A 22,003-nucleotide genomic window follows, 5' to 3' on the forward strand; every position below is an offset into this window, starting at 1 on the left:
AAGTCTCCGGCACGCCGGGCGAGTTTGGCCTTGAGCCAGCGAGCGGCCGGGCTGGTGCCCTCGGAGAGCTTCAACCAACGGCCAGCATCTTCATACTTCCCCATGCTGTAGGCCACCCAGCCCAGGTACTCCGCATCCGGTGTGGACTTTACACCGGTCTTGGCGATGGCCGTCAGCCATCGAGCCTGCCGGGCAGGGTCCGGCTTGGAGACCCCGCTGTCATTGTCCCAGGTGGAACCGACGCCAACCGCCAGAACATGAGCGGTGACAAGACGGCGCAGCACGGGATCTGCGGCGGCCTTGGCCAGAGCGGCCTCTGTCGAGTCTACCGCATAGGCCGTTCCGACCGCGGGAGACACCTTCACCGGATCTTCATTTGAATACGGAGACGAATCGCGATCCGGCACCAGATACTTCAGCGAGACCACCGCGGACACATCGCCAAGTGACAACTGAGTCAGGTATAGCCTGGCAGATTGCGCCGCATGGCCGGATTCCATCTCCGCCAGGGCTTCCCACCCATAACTCTCCGCCGCCAGGCCCAAACCATCGGCGAATCCGTCCTTGGCCAGCTTGCGCGTTTCCTGAAACCGTTTCACCGCCTCATCATACTTTTTCTCACCCAGCGCCAGCTTCCCCAGCATGTAAGCCGCCCAGGTGGAGCGATACTTGCGCTCCTCTGCCGGACGCAGGAGCAGCGCTTCCCACGCCGACCTGGCCTTCGCGTTGTCACTGTCCATGGCGAGCGCTCCCGCATGGTAATCGGAGAATTCGCCCGGCACTTCGTCCGCTGCAGTCGCTTCAGCATCCCCTTTGGCGATGCCGCTCAGCTTTTGTCTGGCGTGCCGGTGGGCTTGCAATGCTTTGGCCTGGTCTGCAGTCTTCACCAAGCCGGCTTTGATTGCCGCCTCGAACTCCTCGATATCCACCCTGGCGGTAAAGGCTTGCCGATAGCCCTCGAAGGCCTCCTGATCCGTGGAGTCTTCCGGATAGGGGGCTGGGACCAGTTCCTCAGGCGCTTCCTGCTCTGCCGCCAGTCGCTTGACCTCCAGTTCCCAGAAAAACTCTGGTGCCGCCACCAGGGGTTCCCCTCGTTCACTGATCCATGAACGGGGCATCCACATCCCCGTGGCAAAGACTTGTGCAGAGGCACCTGCGATACCGACCAATAGCCCAACTCTAGCGAACAGGGACAACTTCAACATGGAATGGAGCGCCGGGTTCCAGGCGCAGCCAGCCGATAGCACACTCCTCTCCGGGCGGCAATCGTCTCGCATTCCCAACGGCACGGAAAAACACGACTGACTTTTTCTCCCGCTGAACCTCCCACCCTGGAAGAGACTCGGCGACCGGGATCACGTCCGCTTCCCAGCGGATTTCGACCCGGCATGCAGGCGATTCGTCCGACTCGCCGGTATTGCACAACACCAGATCTGCCGGGTTCGGCGAGTCACTGCCAGCAGGAATTTTACCATCCGCTCTCACGGTCCAGGTCTGGTGCGGCGACCGCCCCGCCATGACGGCACGGAGAGTCGGCCAGCGCCAGTTGTTCTCATCCGTGGCTACCGGGAGCCGGTACCACACGATGCCTTCCGCATGAGCAGGCCTGTTCACCATCCACTCCTTCACCATGGCAGCCATGGCTTCCGCATCCAGCCCGTACTCCTTCACCCGGGTACCCGACGGCCAAGACGGGCGCACGGAATCAGACGCCACCCCCACCAGATCGCCCCCAGAACTGTATCCCACATAGGATCGATAGGTGGGCAGCGCGATCTCAAATGGCAAACCAAGCGCCGACGCCTGCTCCACCCATCGCTTTGCCTGAACGGGATCACAGATCTGGGTCTGCTCATCTCCCTGTGGGGAGGCTACGGAATGTACCTGGATGACATAGCGCTTCGCTTCCCGTGCCAGGGATGGAAAGGCCGGTTCCGACAGCCATGATGGTAGAGCCGTAATGACCAACGGAACAGAACCTATGCTCTCCCGCACTGCCTTCACCCATTGGGCATAACCGGTCAGCTTCTTCTGAGCGCAGTCGAAATCGAGCTGAAACTCCTGAACCTCCACACCAGCCGACTTGGCCTCCTTGAGAAGGTCCTGTGCCACGCCCCGCAGGCTGGCCACCACGCTCCCCTCCCCACTAAAGGGACCGGGATAGGGAGCGACCCTCAGAGCCAGACCCACGGGTTTCCCAAAGGACCGCAGAGCTTCCCAGTCAATCTTGGGCCGGATCGGAACTGGAGCCCCATTTCGCCATTCCACCTCTGCCCCCAGCACCACGCACCCCGCCAGCACGTCCCTTCCCTCTTGAAGCGACCTCGCCACCGGGGCATTCCAGTCGCGCTGCCATACGTAGGCCCGCTGGGGCAGATCACCATCCGCCCTGGGTTCATTCCGGCATCCCGAGAAGACCACCAGACTGGCTATTCCCGCGAACATCGTGAGCGCGACCAGCGATTTCATACATTTGGCGCCACCACCCATCCTACCGTCTTTGGAAGAAGCATGCGGAACAACCGGAGACTCTGGCGATACTGGGATTTGTCCATTTTCTGTTCTGCTTCATGGGACCGTCTCCTAAAATCTGCCCACCACAAGATCACACAGCCAGCAGAACCTGTCACATATTGAGAGAAATCCGTACTTGCACCCCGTTGGGGATCGTTCCAATTCTGACGTTCCATGATCAAGCTCACCGGCATCGCAGACGAAGCAGGCGCGTCCCTCGACGTGCAAATCAAGGCCCACCAGGAACTGGGATGGGACAGCATTGAATCCCGCGTCATCGAGATCGACGGCGTGAAAGGCAACCTGCACGAGGTGCCCGAGGCCACCTTTGAAAAGGCCTGCGAAATCCTCGCTGCCGCCAATATGAAGGTGAGCGGTTTCGGTTCGATCATCGCCAACTGGGCCCACAAGATCGAAGACGACTTCTCCATCACCGAGGGCGAGATCGCCCGCGCCATCCCTCGCATGCAGAAGCTGGGCACGAAGCTGATCCGGGTGATGAGCTACGCCGTGCGCAAAGACGAGGCGGGCAAGGATCTGGATGACCAACTGGCCGACGAGCGCATCAAGCGCATGCGTGAGATCAACAAGCGCTTCAACGACGCCGGCCTGACGGTGGTGCATGAGAACTGCATGAACTGGGGCGGCATGAGCGTGAGCTACGTGAATCGCATGAACGAAGCCGTTCCCGGCATCAAGTGGGTGTTCGACACCGGCAACCCAGTTTTCATCGACGACCGCGACCGCCCCGGCCAGAAACAGGACGCGTGGGAAATGTACCAGGCCATCAAGCCCCACATGGTGCACATCCACGTCAAAGACGGACGCCGGAACAAAGAGAAAAACGATGCCGACTACACCTTCCCCGGTGAAGGCGACGCTCAGGTGGAGAAGATCCTTTCTGACGTGGTCACCAGCGGATACAAAGGCTACATCAGCATCGAGCCCCATGTCGCCGTCGTCTTCCACGGTGCTGGTGCAGCCGACGACCTTTCCCCTGAGGCCAAGGCCAAGGAGCAGTACGACAGCTACGTGAAGTACGGCCGCCAGCTTGAGACCCTCCTGAAGAAGGTGGGAGCACAGTTGGCCTGATCTGAAGTTCCCGCCCTCGATATTTTGCCTTTGGCCCATCCCATCGCGGGATGGGCCTTTTTTTGGTTTTCTCCGGGCGAGATTCTGTACATGCTGGGAGCATGTGGTCCATCTCCCTCCCCTGGTGGGAATTCGTCGTCCGCGCTGCGGTGGTGTATGTCCTGGTACTCTTGATGCTGCGCGTCACCGGAAAACGACAAGTGGGACAGCTCGCACCTTTCGATCTCGTCCTGCTTCTGCTCCTTTCCAACGCCGTGCAGAACTCCATGAATGGAGGAGATAACTCCATCACCGGCGGTCTCGTTCTTGCCGCCACCCTGGTGGGACTCAACTACCTCTTCGGTCTGGCCACCTTCAAGAGTCGCAAACTGGAGACACTCATCGAAGGCAAGCCCCAAGTCCTCATTCACAAAGGTCAGGTGGATGAGGCGATCATGGCCGCGGCCAAACTCACCCGGCACGAACTCGATCTCGCCCTCCGCCGCCATGGCTACACTTCCCCTGCTGAAGTCCGTCTGGCTGTGCTGGAAAACAATGGGGAAATCAGCGTGGTGCAGAAGATGAAAGAAGAAGGCTAGCCACCGAGAATATCAAAACTTCAAAAATCAAAATTCAACCTTCAAGCTGAGGGCGGCACAGCCAAGAAGAAAGATCTAAACTCCCGCATAGGAAATCGCGCCCAACGAAACGCGCGAGCGCATCTCGTAATTGGCCCTGACTCTCGCACTCCCCCTTTGAAGTTTGAATTTTGGTTTTTGAAGTTTTGAAACTCCACTTCCCCCTTTTTTAGAATCACTTGGCATTCCCCCAACCTTCGCTATCCTCACTCCCCTCTATCACCCGTTCCCGTCATGGCCCTCATCAACGAAAACTATCTCAAGCTCAAGGCTGGCTACCTTTTCCCGGAAATCGCACGCCGCGTCAAGGCCTTCACCGAAGGCAACCCAGAAGCTGCCCAGCGCCTTATCCGCTGCGGCATTGGTGACGTGACGGAGGCCCTTCCAGAGGCTGTCCGCTATGCGATGCACGAGGCGGTGGACGAACTCGGCAACCGCTCCACCTTCAAGGGCTACGGTCCGGAACAGGGCTACGACTTCCTGCGCAACGCCATTGCCGACAACGACTACAAGGCCCGCGGCCTTCAGATCGAGGCAGATGAGATCTTCATCAGCGACGGCAGCAAGTGCGACACCGGCAATATCCTGGACATCTTCGGCCAGGGCAACACCATCGCCATCACTGACCCCGTGTATCCCGTTTACGTGGACACCAACGTCATGATCGGCAACACAGGCGAAGCGGATGAAAATGGAGCCTACGCCGGTCTCGTGTATCTGAAGTGCACCCCGGAAAACGGTTTCGTGCCCGATATTCCTCAGGAGAAAGCGGACCTGATCTACCTCTGCTATCCCAACAACCCCACCGGTGCCGTTGCCACGCGTGCCCAGCTTGAGGCGTGGGTCAAGTATGCTCGTGAGAATGGCTCCGTGCTGCTTTACGACGCCGCCTACGAAGCCTTCATCCAGGATCCCGCGATCCCCCACTCGATCTTTGAAATCGAAGGAGCTCGCGACTGCGCCATCGAGTTCCGCAGCTTCTCCAAGAACGGCGGCTTCACCGGCGTGCGCTGCGCGTATGTGGTGATTCCGAAGACTCTCATGGGCCGCAAGAAGAACGGCGAAGCCCAGGCCCTGCACCCGTTGTGGTCCCGCCGCCACAGCACCAAGTTCAACGGAGCCAGCTACGTCGTGCAGAAGGGTGCAGAAGCCCTCTACTCAGCCGAAGGCAAGTCCCAGACCAAGGCCCTCATCGAGCACTACATGGGCAATGCCGCCCTGCTCGTTGAAGCCTGCAAGAACGCCGGGCTACCCGTGTTCGGCGGTGTCAACGCCCCCTACGTGTGGGTGGGCTGTCCTGCGGGCCTTACGAGCTGGCAGATGTTCGACAAGATGCTCAACGAAGCGAATGTCGTGATCACTCCTGGCAGCGGCTTCGGCAGCGCCGGTGAAGGTTACTTCCGCATCAGCGCCTTCAACAGCCGCGCCAATGTGGAAGAAGTCTGCCGCCGCATCGCCGCACTGAAGTAGCCCTTGCGATCACCCATCGGCCTCCCGGCCCACATGATTCTCTTCGGCCCGGTTCCTTGAACCGGGCCGCTTTTTTTGCCGCACTCGCCAGCTGACGGCCATCGCCTGAGTTCGCGGTGGCAACACTGTTTCTCAGGACTTCGGCGGGGGCGGTTCATCATCCTGCACCGTTCGCTTGTACCAGTCACGCAGGGTCACGTTCCCCTCGCCCAAGCCCCCCTGAATCGATCCCTTTTCTGCTGCCATGCGTTGCGACAAGTAGATGCCCGAATGTCCGCTGGCCATGAACGCCACAAAACAGGCGACCGCAAAGTAGACCGCATAGTGAGCGCCAAATAACTCGATGCCCATGAGCGTGCACGCCAACGGCGTATTCGCAGCCCCGGCAAAGACAGCAATGAAACCGAGCGCCGCAAACAGCCCAACCGGCTCCTGAAGCAGGGCTCCAATGGCATTTCCCAGCGTCGCGCCCACATAGAACAGCGGGGTCACCTCGCCCCCTTTGAATCCGCTGCCCAAAGTCACGCTGGTAAACAAGAGCTTGCCCAGCCAGCTCCAGCCCGAAGCCCCACCCGGTTCAAATGAAGACATGATCGAGACAGCCCCACCCGGCGGCGCGTGCACCCCCAATCCCAAGAAATCCCTGGTGCCCGTAAGGAAGACCAGGCCGATGACCAGCAGCCCTCCCAACACGGGCCGAAGCGGGGCGAAGGGCAGCACCCTGGCAAAACACCGCTGCAATCCATGAGTCACTTCTGAAAACAGGCGGCTGGCCAGACCAAAGCAGATCGCAGCACCCGCCACCTTCACCAGCAATACCGCATGGAAAGCAGCGTGACTGCCTGCCCCAGTAGCCACATCCAGATGGTAAATGGTGTGATGCACTCCCCAGGCGGAACAGGTGGCGTCGCCCACAATGCTGGCGAGCAGCACCGGGACCAGAGCCTCGTACTGCACCCGGCCGACCACCAGCACCTCCATGGCAAAGACGGCACCGGCAAGCGGCGTGCCAAAAACGGAACCAAATCCCGCGGAAACGCCGCACATCAGCATCATCCGGCGCGATGCAGTGCCGACACGCAACCAGCGGGAAAGTAGAGCCGCCAGGCTGCCTCCCATTTGCACAGCAGTCCCCTCCCGCCCTGCCGAGCCTCCAAACAAATGGGTAACGAGGGTACCCAGCAACACCAATGGAGCCATGCGGGCCGGCACCCCTCCCCCGGGGGCGTGGATCTCCTCCAGGATCAGATTGTTGCCCTTGTCAGAACCCCGACCCCAAAAATGATAAAGCAGCCCCACCAGCAACCCTCCCACAGGCAGAGCCCACAACAGCTGTGGGCTCTGCCACTGCATCGCAGTCACCCAGTCCAGCGCCTGGAGAAACAAGGCACTCGCACTGCCCGCCAGCACCGCCACCGGCAGCGCCAGGAGCATTCTCCTGAATAACGGGACAAACTCCGTCGCCCACCGACGCCCTGTGGTGGCCACGTTCATTCCCTGCAACGGGTTCCTTCACCCCGGACGCTTCTGCCGTTTGCTGCCATGATGCACACTGGATTCATTAGCTTGTGTCTAGGAATTAAACTCGACGACCGCCTCTCGCAACCCGCGCGGCAAAATCCATTTTGAACATGCCACGCGCAACGCTTGACGGAAAAGGAACTCGCGGCATTCTTGCCGCGCTTCCGCACCTTTTTCTGTGAAGCATCGCACTATGCATCGCCGTTACACTCTCGCAGGTCTGTGCTCGTTGGTTTTGTCGCTGCCCGCCGTGGCGCAAACTCCCGCACCGGCACCCTCTCCAGCGCCTGCGCCCGCCCCGCAAGCCGCCCCCAGCCCGGCTCCAACTCCCGCGCCTGCGCCCGCTCCGGCACCAGCGCCAGTTCCGGCCGTCCCGGTGGAGGTGGCTCCATCGCCTGTTGCGGGCATCCCGCCGATCCGCACCTATCTCGACCTGGAGGCCTATGCCTCCCAGCTGGCCCAGAAGCCCTATGTGGCTCCGGCCATGAAGCTGGACCCGTTTTTCGAAGGATTGAAGTACGACGGCCATCGCCAGATCCGCTTCAAGCCTGAAAAGGCGCTCTACGGCGATGTGGACCACTCCTACAAGGTGGAGTTTTTCCACCCCGGTTGGATGTTCAGAAAGCCCGTCGAATACTTCCAGATTGATGGCGGCCAGCCCACCTTCATCCCTTTCGACAAAACGCTTTTCAATTATGGTGATCTGAAGGTCCCCGACCAGGCGATCTACCCGAACGGTTACAGCGGCATGCGCCTCCTGGCTCCCGACACGCTCCTCGACAAGCGTTTTGAGTTCATGGTTTTCATGGGCGCCAGCTACTTCCGAGCTGTCACCACCAAGCAGGGCTGGGGTCTCTCCGCTCGCGGCCTGGCTATCAACACCGTTGGTGGCGAACCTGAGGAATTCCCTGACTTCACTCATTTTTGGTTCCTCACCCCCAAGCCGGGTGACAAGGTCTTTCACTTCTATGCCCTCCTCAACGGTCCCAGCGTGACCGGCGCCTATGAGTTCGAAATCGAACCTGGCGAAACGACGGTCATGCGCATCAGCGGCTCCATCTTCCTCCGCAAGGTCGTGAAGCTTCTGGGCCTGGCTCCTTTCTCCAGCATGTTCTGGTATGGGGAGAACACCCATCCCAAACCCCTCGACTTCCGCCCTGAGGTGCATGATTCCGACGGTTTGCTCATCGAGCAGGCTCACGCACCCACCTTGTGGCGCCCCTTGGACAACGGCCGGGAACTTCGCCACAGCGTTTTCGCGATTGAAGGCATCAAGGGCTTTGGCCTGCAGAAGCGTGACCGCGAGTTCAAGAACTTCGAAGACCTTGAGGCCCGCTACCACGAGCGCGTCGCCGTGTGGGTGGAACCGATCGAAGGTTTCGGCCGCGGCAAACTGCACTTGATTGAAATCCCGACCGGTGAAGAGACCTGGGACAACGTGGTCACCCTCTGGGAACCCGACATCTTCCCCACTTCCACCGAGCCGCTGCGCTTTGCCTACAAGCTCAACTGGCTGAAGGAGCATGAGCACTCGCTCGCCAAGGTGACCGCCAGCCGCTGGGGTGAGGGCGTTGCCACCACGGAAGTCCTGAACGATTTCGTGTTCGTCCTGGACTTCACGAAGGGCCCCGTCCCTGCCAACAAGCCTCAAGGCTGGGTGCCAGACGTCGCAGTCAACATCCAGGGCGAGGCCAAAGTGCTCGACAAACGCGTGATGGCCAATCCCGAGACCGGTGGCTGGCGTGCGTTCTTCAAGCTCGACATTCCGCCCACCACGAAGTTGCTGGAAATCACCTGTGATCTCCTCGACGACAAAAATCCCATTTCCGAGCGCTGGAACTACCAATGGCGTCGATAGTAGAATAAGTTGCTGCGGGTTTGCGTCAGTATCACCTCTCCGGCCCGCGGTCCCGTTCTTCCATGTCGCTATCTGATCTTCAATCCGCCCTCCCCATGGAGGCCGTCACCATCCACTTCGCGCCCAAGACGGGTTCGGAGGAGGAATGGAATGAGGCCTACGCCCGGCTGGCTGACTACTTCCGGTCCTTCCGGCTGCACAACCGCATCCGGAGGACTCAGCTCATCCTGGAGACTCTCCGCCGTGCGGCAGACGCCCATGAGGCAGACCCCAAACGGACTCCGACCGCTCACGCCATCGAGCAGGCCCGTCTCATGCTGCGCGAGTGGCTGGGGCAGATCTACGAGGGCATGGAGCTGACAGAGTCCCAAATCGAAGGTTCAGGCCGCCTCGGCTTTCACCTTTGCGATGGGCCCACCCGCTGGCCCCATTTCTTTATCGACCGGGATAACCTTCCGCCAGACATGGCTGAGGCCATGCGCTCTGCCATTCGGGCCTCCGGGCCCCGTCTCCAGGTCTCCAAGATGACCCCCCGCCCCATCGACCTTGGGTTGTTTGGTGACGAGGAGGAAGATGAGACCGACCGTCGCCCCTTCGCTTTCGTCCGCTATTTCGTGTTGTTGTTGTTTGTGGCCGCCGTCCTTACAGCAGTTTACCGGTTGACCATCGACAAATGAGTACCCCCGCCGTTAACCCGCCCATGGGTAGCCGCACCGCGCAACTTGCATCTCATGCAGGGCTGCCCTCCGTCACGACCTCACGGATGCGTCGGGCCACGTTTTTCTCTTTCGTCTTCCTGGGCACCGTCATTGGTATCTGGCTGCTTTTCCTGATGCTGCAGGTCGATGACCTGGCCTGGTACGAAGTGGGCATCATCATCGTCTTCATCCCCCTTTACTACCAGCTCAACGTCGGCTTCTGGACGGCGTTGATCGGGGTGTGGATCATGAACCGGGCCAAGCCGGATCCCATCGATCTCTTCCGCACCATCACCAAGGATGACATCGATGCCCCGCTGCACGCCACCACGGCCATCATCATCCCCGTGTACAACGAAGACGTCACCCGCGTCTTCGAGGGTCTTCGCGCTGTTTACAATTCACTGAATAAAACCGGCAGGCTGGAGCACTTCGACTTTTTCATCCTGAGTGACTCCGACGACTCCAACAAATGGATCGAGGAAGAAACCGGCTGGCTGGAGCTCTGCCGCCAGCTCAATGCCTTTGGCCGCATTTTCTATCGCAAGCGCCGTACGCCCATCAATCGCAAGAGCGGCAATGTCAGCGACTTCTGCCGTCGCTGGGGCAAGCGTTACCGGTACATGATCGTGTTTGATGCGGACAGCGTCATGAGCGGATCGCTCATGGTGAACATGGTTCGCCTCATGGAGAAGAACCCCGGCGTGGGCATCCTCCAGACCTTTCCCAAGCAGATTGGGGCAGACACCTTCCTGGGCCGCGTCATGCAGTTTGCGCAGGCGCTCTACGGCCCGGCCTTCATAGCGGGACTCAACTACTGGCAGTGCGGTGAGGCCAACTTTTGGGGTCACAACGCCATCATCCGTCTCGCGCCATTCATTGAATACTGCGCCCTGCCGCCTCTCCCGGCCAAGGTGCCCTTTGGTGGCCACATCATGAGCCACGACTTTGTGGAAGCAGCGCTCATGCGCAAGGCCGGCTACGCCGTGCGCCTCATTCCCACCGACCACGGCAGCTATGAGGAAGGTCCCCCGACGCTCATTGACATGCTCAAGCGTGACCGCCGCTGGTGCTTGGGCAACATGCAGCACTTCTGGCTGCTCTTCGCCCGTGGCTGGCACCCGATCAGCCGGCTGAACTTCTTCCACGGCATCATGAGCTACGTGAGCTCCCCGCTGTGGCTGATCTTCCTCGTGCTGGGCACCATCATGGCTGGCATGGGTGAGGGAGTGATGGGGCAGCAGGCCAGTTTCGCGGGTCAGCTCCTCTTGGGGCTCACGCTCATGTTCATCTTCCTGCCGAAGACCGTGATCGTCATGGACGAGGTGGTCACAGGACGCCTGTTCAAGCCGTTCCGTCTTCGCATGCTCACCGCATTCAGCAGCCTGCTTGATACCCTGTTGTTCACCTTCATGGCCCCCGTGATGATGATCTTCCACAGCAAGTTTGTGATGAAGACCATCTTGGGTCAGGGGGTCAGCTGGGTGGCCCAGCGACGCAAGCTGGGCTCCGGCATCGACTGGCGGGAGCCTATTCTCACCTTTGGGGGCACCTCCCTCCTTGGGGTTGCCTGGGGCATCCTGGCCTTTTTCATCTCTTCAAACTTCCTGCTCTGGATCAGCCCCGTGCTGCTTGCCTTGGTCGTGGCCATTCCGTTTGCCATCATGACCTCCAGCAACCGCTCCCTCCAGCGGTTTGGCCTGTTCCTCACACCTGAGGAACTGCACCCCCCGCCCGTGCTTCAGTCCTTGAACCAACACCTCAAGGAAGTGAAAGATCGCCCCAAGATGCAGCCCGAAATGGAGCAGCGCTACGGCCTCATTCAGGTGTGTCTGGACCCCTATGTCAACGGTCTGCATGTGAGCCTGCTCCGTCGCAGAAAGCACCCGCACCATTCCCGCGAGTATTTCGCCTATCTGGCGCAGAAGCTGGTCGCCCAGGGGCCCAATTCCCTCAGCTCCAAAGAGCTGGTGGCGGTGCTCTACGACCAGGATTCAGTCACCCACCTGCACTACCAGCTCTGGTCGGCGGCGGATGAGAACCTCGCACCGTTTTGGCGGCTGGCGATCCGGCAGTACAACCTCGTAGCCCCCAATCCGTTCACCCATCTGCTTGCACAGAAGGAAGTGACGGCTTGAGCCCTGCGAAATCGTCTGGTAGCATCCTCGCATGCACCCCGTGACGTCTTCCTCCTGCCTGGCATGCCTGCTGGCGGGTCTGCTATCCGCTCCGGTCCTGCGTGCCCAGGATTCCGCCAGCAACACCCTTCCCATTCCCCCTCTGCCGACTGCGGCCCCGCGGACCAAGGTTCCGGAGCCTGCGGAGGAGACGGCGACTGCCAAACCTGCGGTGTCTGCCAAGGCGGCGCATGTCACCTCTATCTCGCCCGATGAGATCGAGGGATATGATGCCTACCCAGCGCCGCTACAGACCCTCATTACCGAGGCTCTGGCCCTCACCAAGCTCAATCTGCGCTACCAGTTTGGCTCTTCGGACCCCAAATCCGGGGGCATGGACTGCTCTGGCACGATTTATCACCTGCTGCACAAGCTGGGTGTCTCAGATGTGCCCCGGCAATCCAGTGAAGTCTGCGACTGGACCATGCGCCAGAGCATGCTGTACCGGACAGAGCATGTGGGCAATCTCAAGGACCCCGCCTTCTCCGCGCTCAAGCCCGGAGATCTGCTCTTCTGGACTGGGACCTACGAGTCTAACGCCCCCCGCTCCACTCCGGTCACCCACGTGATGATCTATCTGGGCAAACGCAAGGGGAACGGCAAGCCCGTCATCTTCGGTGCCAGCGACGGTCGCTCATTCGATGGCGAACGCCAGAACGGCGTCAGCGTCTTCGATTTCCCTCTCCCCAAAGCTGGCAGCCCTGCGGAGTTCTACGGCTACGCTCCCCTGCCCAGCGCGGCCTGGGAAAAGATCCGGGGCGGAAAGGGACGGTAACCCAGAGCGCCGGTCATTGTCCAAGTCGCTGCGCCGCCGTCTCTCACTGGTGAGAGGGGTGTCCAACGGTTGGCCGCATCGCTGCTGAGTTCACGACAACCTCGAACCGTCATCAGTTCGCCGTCAGCATCTCAGGAACGCCCTGCCCAGCCCCTTCGCTGGTCGCCAGTTCTCCACCTTTGCGCGGGATGCGGATCGTGAAGACGGTCTCAATCCCGGGACGGCTGTGCAGCGTGATGGTGCCACGGTGGGCCTCCACAGCCCGCTTCACGATGGAGAGCCCAAGGCCCGTGCCTTTGATCTCCTGGGAGTGATGGCGGGCAACCCGGTAGAAACGTTTGAAGACAAAAGGCAGGTCGGCATGAGGAATGCCCACGCCATTGTCCCGCACCTGAATCTCGGACGACTCAGCTTCCTGACGCAGCCTGATCACCACATCCAGCCCTTTGGCCAGGTTTTCTTTGAGCGCGTTGCTCACCAGATTAAAGAGGATCTGATCCCAATAGTACCGGTCCCCGGAGATGACCGCGGAGCCTTCCTCAATATCCAGCGTCACCCTCGCCTCCTTGCTCTGAATCACGGGACTGAGGCGGTGCACTACATCTTGGGCACAGGCACGGAAGTCGAACTCTTCCGCTCTCACAGCATCATGCTCACCCGATTCCATGCGACTGATCACCAGCAGGTCTTCCACCGTGGAAGCCAGTCGGTCGCCGTGTTTCTTCATCACCATGTAGGCGCGCTTCGCTTCTTCCGGAGTTTCGATGTCGCCTTCGACCAGATTTTCGAGATAGCCGTTGATGATGGACAGGGGCGTACGCAGCTCATGCGAGGCATTTGCCACGAAGTCCTTCCGGATCTTCTCCAGCGCATGTTTGTCCGTCTCATCCCGCAGCACCATCAGGAGTGCGCCATCCATCTCCGTGGGCATGGTGGCCCGCAGCGAAAGCACTTCCACAGAATAGACGCGATCCTCGATCGTTTTGGAGTGGCCGCTCATGGCCACCAGGAACTCCTCCTTCATCCGCGTCCCCTTCTCGGCCGCAGTAGCCACGAGTTCCACGATGCGATGATCCCGCACGCACTCCAGCAGAGTGCGCCCCACCGGCTCTGACACCGGTTGAAAGAACCGCATGGCACCGCGGTTCACGAAAATAACCTTGAGCTCGGGGCTAACGATGAACAACCCATCGTCAATGCCGTCCACCAACTGGTGAAGCATTTCCGCCCGGCGTTGATTTCGCTGCACAAAGCTCTCTTCCACCTTCAGCTTCTTCATCAGGTCTGCTTCCAGCTCACGCACGTGAATCCGAGACCGCAGCCACAGCCAGCCGCACACCAGCAATGTAAATAGCACCCCGATGGCAAAAGCGGTCATTCGAGCGGTAAGGGCCGGGGTGCCACGATGCGATGCCAGTACTAAACAGCAACCGCCACAGGCGAAGGTTCCTTGAAGATGTAGCCGAAGCCACGAGACGTTTGCAGCCACTCGGCATGCTCACCCAGTTTCTCACGCAGACGCTTTACGTGGGTGTCGAGCGTGCGAGTGCGCACTTGCTCGGTATATCCCCACACCTCACGCAGAATGAAGTCGCGCTCCACCACCTCGCCCTTCCGGCTGGCGAGCAGGTGCAGCAGCTTGAACTCCAGAAGCGTCAAATCCATGGGCTGCCCCCCCAGATTCAACTTCACTCCAGAGAGATCGAATTCGAAGGGTCCTTCTTTCAGCTCGGATCCAGAGCCCACCGTGGCGGCCCGACGCAGCAGCGCCTGCACCCGCAGCACCAGCTCTTTGGGGCTGAAGGGCTTTGACAGATAGTCATCCGCCCCGCGCTCCAGACCGGCGATGCGGTCCTGAGTCTGCCCCTTGGCAGTGAGCATGATCACCGGAATGTGGCGGGTACTCTCGTCCTCCCGCAATTCCTGGCAGACGCCAAAGCCATCCCGGCCCGGCATCATCACGTCCAGCACGATGGCATCTGGCTTGCGTCTTCTTACTTGGGCCAGCGTCTGCAGCCCGTCCGCCGCCTCGACAGTGTCATATCCAGCCCGTCGGAGATTCATCCCGACGAGTTCGCGAACATCTTCTTCGTCGTCCGCGATGAGAATGAGTGATTTGTCAGACATAGGAGTGTTGGGGTATCCCCTTGAATGTGACGGATTCGTCGAGCTCAACAAACCTGCGAGTGTGACAAGATTGTCACCCCCGATAACATCTGGCACTAGCCCAATTTATCAATCAGGAGCATCCACTTTCGCAGGTGAGCCTCCCAGGTGAGGGGCACCACGGTCGCCCGTGCAGCCTCTCCCAAGGCCTTGCGCTCCCCATCAGACAGCCGCATGGCCCTCTCTACGACAGATCGAATGGCAACGGAGTCGTCAGGTTGGCCCAAGAGCAACCCGTTGCGGCCCTCCTGCAGGAGATCAATGACCCCATCATGCACGGAAATCAGTCCTGGAAGTCCGCACGCCATACTCTGCAAGACCGTATTGGCACAAGCATCGTACTGCGTCGGGTGAATGAACCAGTCGGCCGCTTGATAAATCAGGGCCACGTTTGACTGCGGGGCCATGGTTTTCACCCGTTCCTGTAGGCCATACCTGGCGATCAAGGCCCGGTAGTGGGCATTCAAGGGCTTGCCCACGATCCACAAATCCGCATCGATCCCACGCCAGGCCTCCAGCAGAGGATCCAGGCCTTTGCGTCGATGGCTCAGGGAAACAAAGAGAAATGCCGGTCGGCCAGGATCGCTCCCCAACTGCTTGCAGACCGCTTCCTTCACAGCCGCACGGTCGGTCGCAGGCTGGAAGCGCGCAGTGTCCACCGCCGTGTGGATCACCTGGAACTGATCCGCAGGTGTGCCGTAGAGCTCGCGCAACTGGCCCGCCACCTGTGCCGAGTTCACGACAAACTGGCGGGTCCGCCCTGAAGTGTACAGCTGCCGCTCCAGCTTCAGTTCGAGGAGATTCTTCACTGACCAGCGTTTCCACGGCGGAAGCAGGCGGGAGTACACCGCGTGGCATCCGCCCCCGGCGCGATGCAAGTCATGAGTGGTAGTGCGGCCAAATCCAATCGTGACCGAAACCGGAAGTTCGCTCGCGAGTCGGGAGGCCTCCCGCTCGAACTGCCACATGCGCAGCAATGGAGAACCCCGCAAAAGGGGCACCTGATGAACCTGGGCCCCCAGCTCCTTATCGAGGGCGGGGTGAATCTCCCCCGTCACCACATCCAGTTCATGCCCGGCCGCTTTCAGCCGGAGCGCAAACTCCATGAGGTAGCCCTCCAGGCCGCCACGTGGAACAAACTGATGATAGATGAGGGCGATGCGCATGATGAACTATTGGCGGGGTGGCGGTTGCGATCCCACCTCGTCTTCATACTTCCGGCTGTAGCGCACAAATGCAAAGAAAGACGTGGCCACCGCGATCCAGAAGCCCGGGAAGCCATCCAGAAATCCCCTGCGCAAAATGTAAGCACGAACAAACCGCCACCAGGGGCGGAAGACATTGGATGCCAGAGACCAGCGCTTGCCTTCGGCCTTTTGCCGTTCGAGGAACACATCTGCGAAGCCGTTGATCTTGTCCACGTAGCGGCTCATGTTGGGGAAGGAGAAGTGGTGCAGATCTCCCTTCAGTTGCACGGTGGGACCGCTCAGTTCGATGTAATCATGCTCTGGGCTGCCCGCCCACCGGGCCCCTTCCCGCTTGAACAGCCTGAGCTTGCGGTCTGGGTACCAGTCGCCATGCGTGATCCATCGGCCCAGGAACCATACCTTGCGGTTGCAGACGCCTCCATCAAAGCGGCTCGCCTCACCCGATTGGAAGAACTCAAGAATACTGGCCCGAAGTTCGGGTGAGAGCTCCTCATCGCAATCCAACGCCAGCACCCAAGGGCGTGTACACAAACCAAGCGCCACATTCTTTTGATCCCGATGCCCGAGCCAGTCCTGATGCACCACCCGCGCTCCGTAGGACTCGGCAATCTCCCGGGTCCGGTCTTTGGAGCCGGAATCCACCAGCACGATCTCCTCAGCAAGATCCGCGGCACTGGCCAGGCATCGGCCCAGATTGGCTTCTTCGTTACAAGAAATGATGGAAAGAGACAGGGGGAGCGGCATCCAGTTCAGCGGAAAAGTTCGATACTCATGTGTCCGACAAATTTCCGGAGCATGCAACCCGTCAGAAGGCATTTGCATTTGCATGCAAAGCTAAATATGTGCTAAGAGTTTCCCTTGCGGCACGTCTTTGTTTCGTTATAGTTATTATAATGGACATCCTCCTGAACAATCCAGTATCACATGGCTACCTCTCCAATGAGGTACCCCACCATATCCGGGGACGGTTGTGGGTGATCGGTTGTTCAGAACCCGTCATCGTTGAGCTTCGGGGTAATTTCCTCCGTGACATCGCAGGATGTCGCATCAGTTTCTTCAATCCCTTCCCCGAGCCCAGTCTGGAAGACACGCTCGCGATGCATTCGCATCAGACGGGGACGGCTGGCGAGATGTCCGCCTCCCGGCGCGTCAGCCAGCTCTGGCAGAGAAGTTGCCGGCCGAGCCACCCCTGTTTCGTTTTCGACAACTCCACACTGAAAAACATGCTGTTGTTGGAGTGGTTCAACCCCCAAGGTCAGCGGGTTCTCATCCGCGCCTGCCACTGGCAAGTTGGCGTTTCTGACAGACGCTGGGAGTTGACCGAAGCCCAGGAGATGGCACACATACGGGCCACCCGCATTCAGAGACGTCAGTTCTTGCTGACTCGGGAAGGGCGCTAGCCTGCCGATATCCGGTGGGCCACCGCTCCGGCAATGCAGCCGCTCACGTCCGTGATTGCCCGGTGCTCCACTTCTGAAAAAGCTCATGCCGCCCCTCCTGAGGCTGCGGTGTGGCTGAAGCGTCTTCTCGTGCATATGGCCACCCTGGCGGAGCAGGATGCCCACCGGGTCCAGGCCCACCCGGACACCGCCATCCATGCGCTCCGCAAGCGCATGAAAAAACTCCTGGCCCTGCTGCGCCTCGCCCGCCCTGCCCTGTCGGTCGAGCAGTTTGCCACGCTCAAGGGAGCGATCCGGAATCTCAAACGCACCGTCGCCACCCAGCGGGATCAAGTGGTGATGGATCAGCTCCTAAAGTCCCTCGACCACGCCGGACTCTGCCCCAAGGATGACCAGGGCCGGAAACTTCGGCGCAAGTCCGTGCGTCCCCCGGTGGTGACCGAGGCCACTCTAGAACAGCTCACCCGGCAGGCTTCCAGTTTGACAGACCGGCTGGGACGACTGCGACTGTTTTCCCTTTCTTGGGAAACCGTGGCCGAGGCCTATACCAAGACTTACCGCAAAGGTCACAAGGCATCCGAACGGAGCCACAAGGATACCGGCACAGAGGCACTGCACTCCTGGCGAAAGGTCGTCAAAGACCACTACTACCAGACACTGGCACTCTATGTGTGGCTGGGACACCCCCGTCGATTGCGGCGCACCCGCAGGCTCAGTTCCCTGCTCGGCAAGGTGCATGACATTGATGTCTTTGTCCGAACGCAACAGGTCGATGAGTCAACCCGCTCAGCGCTTGAAGACAGACGCGAGAAGTTGCTGTCGAAAATTCAGAAAAAAGGCGCCCGCGTGTACGCCAAGTCTTCTCATGAAATGGAGGAAGAGGTGAAGACTCTGCTGCCGGAACTGGAGGTCTGAGGAAAACAAAATAGCGGCACCGGGTTCCCCAAGTGCCGCCAGATGGATCTCCCAAAGAAACGCGATGCCCTAGGCTCCGCCTGCACAGGCCGATTTCATGGCCTCCTGCATCTCTTCCGGCGTCACATCCTTGATGTGCGTGGCGATGGACCAATGATGACCGAAGGGATCTTCCACCTTGCCATAGCGGTCACCCCAGAAGGCATCCTCAATCGGCATGATCACCTTCGCGCCAGCATCCACCGCTTGCTTGAAGAGGTCGTCCGCATTCTCCACCTGCAGGTGGATCGTCACAGACGCCCCTTTGAGTGCGGCCGGGCCCAAGCAACCCCAGTCTGGCATCTGGTCCACAAGCATCACCATGGAGTCCCCTATCTTCACCGCGGCGTGCATGATTTTCCCATCGGGTGTGGGCATGCGGCAGATCTCGGTGGCACTGAATGCCTTTTTGTAGAATTCGATCGCATCCGCAGCCCCATCACAGATCAGGTGGGGGGTCACGGTGCGCATATCGCTTGGTACTGCTTCCACTTTGCTCGTGCTCATAACAAGTTGGTTTGGTTTGGTTTACGTATCGTTGGACTTGCTCGGGAGGGTCCCGGTTGGGTGAGGTTGGGAAAAGCCGGTGTTTCCGGCATTTCATCGTCACGACGAATGGGAGCGGTCGTTTCGGACAGTCCCCGCCATTTTATTTGAATTAGGTCGTTCCCACTCCAGCAGACACGCTCAAGGGGAGCCAGAAATCCGATGCAAACAATTCGTATCTGTCCCATCTGAGCTTTCCTGTTCGTCATCCAGAGGAACTCCACACCTACCTCCTTCATGAACTCCACCTCCCCCTCCAATCCCACCCGGTACATGCTCCTCTTTCGTGATGGCGACGCCACCTATCACCAGATGTCCCCGGCTCAGCGCCAGGAGCTGCTCCAGCAATGGAACGAGTGGTACCAGCGCCTGTTTTCACAGGGCAAACTCGAGGGAGGACACCCGCTCGAAGGCACAGGCCGGGTAGTCTCCCGGTCTGGGAGTCGCACGGTGGATGGCCCCTTTGTGGAATCCACCGAGGCTGTCGGTGGCTACTTTCTCCTGACGGTGAACACCCTGGAAGAGGCGGTGGAGATCGCCAGCGACTGCCCCAGCGTGCGTCTCGGCCTTACCGTGGAGGTCAGGCCCGTGGCTGATATGTGCCCCAGCCTGCGTCAGTTCCAGGAAGCTCTCGCTGAGGCGGTCTAGGCCATTGCGCCCCCGCTTCAACTCGCACGGGGCCATCTGTTCTTTCCTATACCCCAGCAACACGGGGTTCTATTTTTTTGATCCTGACTGCCCAGTCAGGATCCCCCGGTGTTTATGCCATAAGCTTGCAATCACCACGCTGGCGAAGTATTCCTTTCACGGCGGCTCTGAAGATCCTTCCTTCTAACCTTCGAAACCCTAGGGTCTTCGCTTTCCGCCCTATTCAGCGCCCCAGCGGCACACCAGCCGACCGGGGCGCCTGTCTTTCGCCAGCTATGAACTCCATCTACATCCGGCGCCGTAGCAAGGTGACGGTTCCCGCATCCGACGGCGGCACCACGCCCCTACCAGTCCTTGCCGCGCTACAGAAGAATCTTGAGTCTCTCGGCTATCTCCTCTCGGAAGAGGTCATTCGAGGGTTGGGCAACCTCTCACGCACAAAGGTGGAAGGTTTCTACCACCGCCTGACTCATGACCTCCAAGTCCTGGTAGGTGCCCATCGTCCGTTCGAGCCCTTCTACCCCAATTTCCCTGCGCAAGTCATGGAGATGGAGGAAGCAGAACTCTACTTCCGGGCCATCATGTACTATTGGACGCTGGACCGGCAGGAACTCCCCGCCGAGCCCCGGCCTCCTCTGCAGGACCGCCCCGCCCTTCGCGTCATCCGTCTGGGTGATACGGCCGATTTCAATCAGGCGATGGCAGATCTCATGCGCTCCCGTGTCGCGTACTCCCCGCAGGACAAAGAGGACATCACCTGGCTGGTGTCACAGTACCGGGACGACGTGCTTCCACTGCTGCCCGCCTCTGTCACCTCCCGGGAAAACCTCGCTCACCTCGGCTCAGAGTTGGTGAAACACACCTCCATTGGGATCGCCTATCTCGACAGTCGGATGAAGACCGCCACAGATGTGTTGCGTCTGGCGGTGGCTCTGAGCGGAGGAGATGTCTCGTTGGCAGAGCCGGTTCGATTTGGCAAAATCGGCCGTCGCCTGCGATTGAAATTCCTCGCATGGCTGGAAAGCTTCCCGAACCGGGTCGAAGATATGTTGCGGTGGAAGCCCCGATGGACACGGTTGGGAGAACGCCTCCATCCCGGCGAGTATGCCAAGCGTTTTCCGGAAACCGCGAAGGCGTTCGATGTGTTACGGAACAATCTGCCGTCCCCCACTCTTAACAGCGCGTTGGAGGCAGGACTGCTCCACCGTGATGTTCCTGGTCTCCTCCAACTGCTCAAGAGAAGACCGGGCGAGTTTGCTCGCAGGCTGGATCACCTGCTTCGGATCAGCTCTTCACCAGACGAGGTGGTGGCTGCGTTCAGCCAGCAAGCACACGAGGTTTCCACCTCGGTGTTGCTGCAGTGTCTCGTCCATTTCCGCCATCGCCACTCCCCTGCCCCGCTGAGAGCTTTTTTCCCGAAGGGCACCCTTGCGAACGTCTTTGCCACCACAGAGCCTCTCCCTCCCATTCCTCCAGCCATCACGGAGAAGCTCGTCGCCATCTGCGATGAAGCGCTGCTCCAGCACTACGCAAAACTGCCGCCACTGGGCCGTTGTTACCTCGATCCCGGATTGAAGGACTACCAGGTCCCCTTCGCTCTGCGATCAGCCTCCAAATCGCTCCGGACCCTGGTACGCGGCAGCCGGCTGCCTTTGCCAGACGGGGAGGTTCTCCGCTTCTTCATCTGGTGGAAGAACGGCCGGAGCCGGGTGGACATCGACCTGTCCGCCACAATGTACGATGAGAAATTCCAGTACGTTGACTTGCTCAGCTACTACAGCTTGAAGAACTTCGGCGGACATCATAGCGGCGACATCGTGGATGCTCCGCACGGAGCAGCAGAGTTCATTGATGTCACCCCAGAATTGTGCCGCCAGAAAGGCGTGCGCTACATCGTCATGAGCCTCCACAGTTTCACAGAGCAGCCCTACTGCGAGCTTCCGGAGTGCTTTGCCGGTTGGATGGCGCGTTCTGCTCCCAATTCCGGCGAGATCTTTGAACCCTCCACCGTGGTGGACAAAGTGGATGTCGCCGCCAACACTCGCATTTGCCTGCCCGCCATTTTTGACCTCGTAGATAGGAAGGTCATCTGGGCGGATATTGCCCTCACCAAACACCCTCCCGTTTACAACAACGTCCACAGTTCCCTGCGCGGGGTTTCCCTCATGGTGCGAACGCTTGCGCAACTGCGCAAACCGGATCTGCACACGCTGTTTGACCTGCACATCCGTGCTCGCGGGCAACAGGCAGCAAGTCTGACGGAGGCCGACACCGTCTTCGCGGTTGAACAAGGGATCACCCCATTTGACCTGGATCACATCAAGGCCGACTTCTTGTGATCGAGGTACCGGCCCCATTC

19 protein-coding genes are annotated in these 22,003 nt (G+C 59.8%); 11 read left to right on the forward strand and 8 right to left on the reverse strand.

Annotated elements, in window-relative coordinates; translation table 11 throughout:
* Both BV034_RS21590 and BV034_RS21595 read right to left on the reverse strand, forming a co-directional pair.
* The coding region (locus BV034_RS21590) for a hypothetical protein (RefSeq protein WP_265593301.1) at positions 1–1,118 on the reverse strand (1,118 nt) is incomplete at its 3' end.
* A gap of 61 nt (positions 1,119–1,179) precedes the next feature.
* The gene (locus BV034_RS21595) at positions 1,180–2,469 is read right to left on the reverse strand and encodes a DUF3142 domain-containing protein (protein WP_050029054.1); all 1,290 of its coding nucleotides are present in this window, start codon (positions 2,467–2,469) and stop codon (positions 1,180–1,182) included.
* Positions 2,470–2,688: 219 nt separating this feature from the next.
* Here BV034_RS21595 and BV034_RS21600 point away from each other — a divergent pair, with 219 nt between their 5' ends.
* The 3 genes from BV034_RS21600 (at position 2,689) to BV034_RS21610 (ending at position 5,693) form a co-directional block, all read left to right on the forward strand.
* Positions 2,689–3,606, forward strand: coding sequence for a sugar phosphate isomerase/epimerase (locus BV034_RS21600; protein ID WP_050029055.1), 918 nt, complete (start codon positions 2,689–2,691; stop codon positions 3,604–3,606).
* Between the two features lie 101 nt (positions 3,607–3,707).
* Positions 3,708–4,184 (forward strand): YetF domain-containing protein, encoded by a 477-nt coding sequence (locus BV034_RS21605; protein ID WP_050029056.1) that lies wholly within the window; start codon positions 3,708–3,710, stop codon positions 4,182–4,184.
* A 273-nt stretch (positions 4,185–4,457) separates the two neighbouring features.
* On the forward strand, positions 4,458–5,693 hold the full coding sequence (locus tag BV034_RS21610; protein ID WP_050029057.1) for an LL-diaminopimelate aminotransferase: 1,236 nt from the start codon (positions 4,458–4,460) through the stop codon (positions 5,691–5,693).
* Between the two features lie 132 nt (positions 5,694–5,825).
* Here the strand turns inward: BV034_RS21610 and BV034_RS21615 are convergent, their stop codons facing one another.
* Positions 5,826–7,187 carry a voltage-gated chloride channel family protein gene (locus tag BV034_RS21615; RefSeq protein WP_050029058.1) on the reverse strand — a complete coding sequence of 454 codons (1,362 nt, stop codon included), beginning with the start codon at positions 7,185–7,187 and terminating at the stop codon, positions 5,826–5,828.
* Positions 7,188–7,407: 220 nt separating this feature from the next.
* On the opposite strand from BV034_RS21615, the gene BV034_RS21620 reads away from it, so the two are divergent.
* The 4 genes from BV034_RS21620 to BV034_RS21635 all read left to right on the forward strand — a co-directional run bounded on the left by BV034_RS21620 (position 7,408) and on the right by BV034_RS21635 (position 12,722).
* Complete coding sequence (locus BV034_RS21620) at positions 7,408–9,072, forward strand: glucan biosynthesis protein G (protein WP_265593302.1); 1,665 nt, start codon at positions 7,408–7,410, stop codon at positions 9,070–9,072.
* A 62-nt stretch (positions 9,073–9,134) separates the two neighbouring features.
* Positions 9,135–9,749 carry a hypothetical protein gene (locus BV034_RS21625; protein WP_265593303.1) on the forward strand — a complete coding sequence of 205 codons (615 nt, stop codon included), beginning with the start codon at positions 9,135–9,137 and terminating at the stop codon, positions 9,747–9,749.
* Complete coding sequence (mdoH, locus tag BV034_RS21630) at positions 9,746–11,908, forward strand: glucans biosynthesis glucosyltransferase MdoH (protein WP_081888004.1); 2,163 nt, start codon at positions 9,746–9,748, stop codon at positions 11,906–11,908. The genes BV034_RS21625 and mdoH overlap by 4 nt, the downstream gene beginning before the upstream one ends.
* A 40-nt stretch (positions 11,909–11,948) precedes the next feature.
* Entirely contained in the window at positions 11,949–12,722 is a 774-nt protein-coding gene (locus tag BV034_RS21635) for an NlpC/P60 family protein (protein ID WP_265593304.1), read from the forward strand.
* Between the two features lie 112 nt (positions 12,723–12,834).
* Here BV034_RS21635 and BV034_RS21640 read toward each other — a convergent pair whose 3' ends face one another.
* The 4 genes from BV034_RS21640 to BV034_RS21655 form a co-directional block, all read right to left on the reverse strand.
* Positions 12,835–14,100: an ATP-binding protein gene (locus BV034_RS21640; RefSeq protein ID WP_050029063.1), complete on the reverse strand. Its 1,266-nt coding sequence runs from the start codon at positions 14,098–14,100 to the stop codon at positions 12,835–12,837.
* 41 nt (positions 14,101–14,141) lie between these two features.
* Positions 14,142–14,849: a response regulator transcription factor gene (locus BV034_RS21645; RefSeq protein WP_009961024.1), complete on the reverse strand. Its 708-nt coding sequence runs from the start codon at positions 14,847–14,849 to the stop codon at positions 14,142–14,144.
* A 95-nt stretch (positions 14,850–14,944) separates the two neighbouring features.
* Entirely contained in the window at positions 14,945–16,054 is a 1,110-nt protein-coding gene (locus BV034_RS21650; RefSeq protein ID WP_050029064.1) for a glycosyltransferase family 4 protein, read from the reverse strand.
* 6 nt (positions 16,055–16,060) lie between these two features.
* Entirely contained in the window at positions 16,061–16,840 is a 780-nt protein-coding gene (locus BV034_RS21655) for a glycosyltransferase family 2 protein (protein ID WP_050029065.1), read from the reverse strand.
* Between the two features lie 29 nt (positions 16,841–16,869).
* Between BV034_RS21655 and BV034_RS21660 the strand changes: the two genes are divergently transcribed.
* Both BV034_RS21660 and BV034_RS21665 read left to right on the forward strand, forming a co-directional pair.
* Positions 16,870–17,496: a hypothetical protein gene (locus tag BV034_RS21660; RefSeq protein WP_265593305.1), complete on the forward strand. Its 627-nt coding sequence runs from the start codon at positions 16,870–16,872 to the stop codon at positions 17,494–17,496.
* Positions 17,497–17,529: 33 nt separating this feature from the next.
* Positions 17,530–18,411: a CHAD domain-containing protein gene (locus BV034_RS21665; RefSeq protein WP_050029066.1), complete on the forward strand. Its 882-nt coding sequence runs from the start codon at positions 17,530–17,532 to the stop codon at positions 18,409–18,411.
* Positions 18,412–18,480: 69 nt separating this feature from the next.
* Here BV034_RS21665 and BV034_RS21670 read toward each other — a convergent pair whose 3' ends face one another.
* Positions 18,481–18,957 carry a VOC family protein gene (locus BV034_RS21670; RefSeq protein WP_050029067.1) on the reverse strand — a complete coding sequence of 159 codons (477 nt, stop codon included), beginning with the start codon at positions 18,955–18,957 and terminating at the stop codon, positions 18,481–18,483.
* Between the two features lie 276 nt (positions 18,958–19,233).
* Here BV034_RS21670 and BV034_RS21675 point away from each other — a divergent pair, with 276 nt between their 5' ends.
* Positions 19,234–19,644, forward strand: a complete 411-nt coding sequence (locus tag BV034_RS21675; protein ID WP_050029068.1) for a YciI family protein — start codon at positions 19,234–19,236, stop codon at positions 19,642–19,644.
* Positions 19,645–19,919: 275 nt separating this feature from the next.
* Positions 19,920–21,983 carry a hypothetical protein gene (locus BV034_RS21680; RefSeq protein ID WP_050029069.1) on the forward strand — a complete coding sequence of 688 codons (2,064 nt, stop codon included), beginning with the start codon at positions 19,920–19,922 and terminating at the stop codon, positions 21,981–21,983.
* Positions 21,984–22,003 lie beyond the last annotated feature (20 nt).

Origin of the sequence: Verrucomicrobium sp. BvORR034 (genome assembly GCF_000739635.1) — a bacterium.
In the GTDB taxonomy this organism is placed as follows: Bacteria; Verrucomicrobiota; Verrucomicrobiia; order Verrucomicrobiales; family Verrucomicrobiaceae; genus Verrucomicrobium.